The 2,633-nt window shown below is 69.6% G+C and carries 1 protein-coding gene; it reads left to right on the top strand.

The genetic code is table 11. The features are described 5' to 3' along the window. A partial coding sequence (locus AB0L65_RS62775; protein WP_364267556.1) for an AMP-binding protein occupies positions 1–2,633 on the top strand: 2,633 nt, incomplete at both ends.

Here is a 2,633-nt window from a genome sequence, read left to right as displayed (position 1 = left end):
GTCACCCCTGAGGACGTCGATCTGGACAAGCTGCGTTCGTTCCTGTCCGATCGGCTGCCCGGCTATGCCGTCCCGCCGACGATCACCGTACTGGATCGGCTGCCGCTGACCGCCAACGGCAAGATCGACAGAAGTGCACTCACCGCCCTGGTCAGCGAGGCAGCGGAGAGCACCGTCCAGGAGCCGCCCGTAGGACCGGCCGAGACCGTGCTCGCCAAGATCTGGGCCGACCTGCTCGAACTCCCGGCCGTACAGCGCACGGACAGCTTCTTCGCCCTCGGCGGCGACTCCCTGCTCGCCACCCGCATGATCGCGCGCCTGCGTGCGGAAGGCGTCGCCGATGCCAGGCTGAGCCTGCTGTTCGAGACGCCCGTGCTGGCGGACTTCGCGGCCACCTTCACCGTGGGGGAGGCGGTTGCGCCCGCTCCCGTGCTGGTCCCGGACGTCGAGCACCGGCACGACCCGTTCCCGCCCACCGAGGTGCAGCGGGCCTACTGGCTCGGCCGGGCCGAGCACTTCACGCTCGGCGGCGTCGGCTGCCACTTCTACACCGAGTTCGACGGCGACATCGACCTCGACCGGCTGGAAACGGCCTGGAACCTGCTGATCGAGCGGCACGAGATGTTGCGCGCGGTCTTCGACCAGGACGGGCTCCAGCGCATCCTGCCCGAGGTGCCGCGCTTCGCCGTCGCCGCCGTCGACAGCGTCGAGCAGTTGCGCGAGCAGATGTCGCACCAGGTGCTGGACGTGTCCAGCTGGCCGCTGTTCGACGCGCGGGCCGCCCGCCACGACGGCGGGGTACGGCTCGGCGTCAGCTTCGACAACATCATCGTCGACGCGCTCAGCATGATGGTCTTCTTCGCCGAACTCGACCAGCTCTATCACGACCCCGAGACCGCTCTGCCGCCGATCGAGGTGTCGTTCCGCGACTACGTGCTCGCGCAGGAGCCCGATCCCGCGGTCTTCGAGACGGCCAAGGAATACTGGGCCGCCCGGCTGCCCGAACTGCCGCCCGCCCCGAGGCTGCCGCTGCGCGTGGACCCGGCGATGATCGACCGGCCCCGGTTCGCCCGCCGCGAGCTCCGGATACCGGCCGAGCGGTGGCGTACGATCACGGATCTGGCCAGGCGGCACGAGCTGACCCCCGCCACCGTGCTGGCCGCCGCCTTCGGCGAGGTCCTGGGCAGGTGGAGCGGCCAGGAGGCGCTGACGCTCAACCTCACGCTGTTCGACAGGCGGGAGGTCCACCCCGACATCCACCGCGTGCTCGGCGACTTCACCTCCCTCCTGCTCGCCGGCTACCGGTCGGGAGCCGGCTGGCTGGACGGGGCGCGCGGGCTGCAGGAAGAGGTGTGGCGCGGGCTCGAACACGGCGAGGTGTCGGCGGTCTGGGTGATGCGGGAGCTGGCCAGGCGGAGCGACTCGATCGAGATGACCATGCCGGTCGTGTTCACCAGCACGCTCGGCGTCGCCGGCGGTGGCGCGTTCGGCCCCTCCTTCGCCGAGCAGGTCTGGGGCGTGTCGCAGACCCCGCAGGTCTGGCTGGACAGCCAGGTGGGGGAGGTCGAGGGCGACCTGCTGGTCCGGTGGGACGCGGTGGAGGAGCTGTTCGCGCCGGGTGCGCTGGATGCGATGTTCGCCGCCTACGGGGGGTTGTTGGAGTGGCTGGCTCAGGGGGATTGGTCGGTTGCTGTTCCGGTGGGGTTGCCTGCTGGGCAGGCGGTGGTGCGGGAGCGGGTGAACGCCACTTCGGGTCCGGTGCCGGAAGGCGTTTTGCACGAGGGGTTCTTCGGGTGGGCTGCTCGTGAGCCGGATCGTGTGGCGTTGATCGCTGATGGCCGGGTGGTGTCGTATGGCGCGTTGGCGGATCAGGCGTTGCAGGTGGCGGGGCATCTGCGGGCGGCTGGGGTCGTGACGGGCGATGCGGTGGGGGTCGTGCTGCCCAAGGGACCGGACCAGGTCGCCGCTGTCTTGGGTGTCCTTGCCGCTGGTGGGGTGTATGTCCCGGTGGGGGTGGATCAGCCGGTCGCGCGGCGGGAGCGGATCTTGTCGCGGGCGGGTGCATGCCATGTCCTGACTGGTCTGCCCGTGGAGTCGCAAGGGCTGGCTGAGCCGGTGATGGTCGCGCCGGATATGTCGGCTTATGTGATCTTCACGTCGGGTTCGACGGGGGAGCCGAAGGGGGTGGAGGTCTCTCATCGGGCTGCACTCAACACGATCGAGGACATCAACCAGCGCTTTGGCGTGGGTCCGGACGATCGGGTCCTGGCGGTCTCGGCGTTGGACTTCGACCTGTCCGTCTTCGACATCTTCGGCCTGCTGTCGGTTGGCGGTGCGCTCGTCCTGCCGCAGGAGGAGGAGCGGCGGGATGCGCAGGCTTGGGCCCGATTGTGTGCCGCGCATGGGGTGACGATCTGGAACACCGTTCCGACCTTGCTCGACATGCTTCTGCACACCACGGCTCCGAGTTTGCGGCTGGCGTTGGTGTCGGGTGACTGGGTGGGGTTGGACCTGCACGCGCGGCTGGCTGCTCAGAGCGAGTGCCGGTTGGTGGCGTTGGGGGGTGCGACGGAGGCGGCGATCTGGTCCAACGCGTGGGAGGTGGATCGGGTCCCGGCGCATTGGACGTCGAT

This window comes from Nonomuraea sp. NPDC052116 (assembly GCF_040680035.1).
GTDB lineage: Bacteria > Actinomycetota > Actinomycetes > Streptosporangiales > Streptosporangiaceae > Nonomuraea > Nonomuraea angiospora_A.
This window is presented reverse-complemented; position numbering and strand designations above follow the sequence as displayed.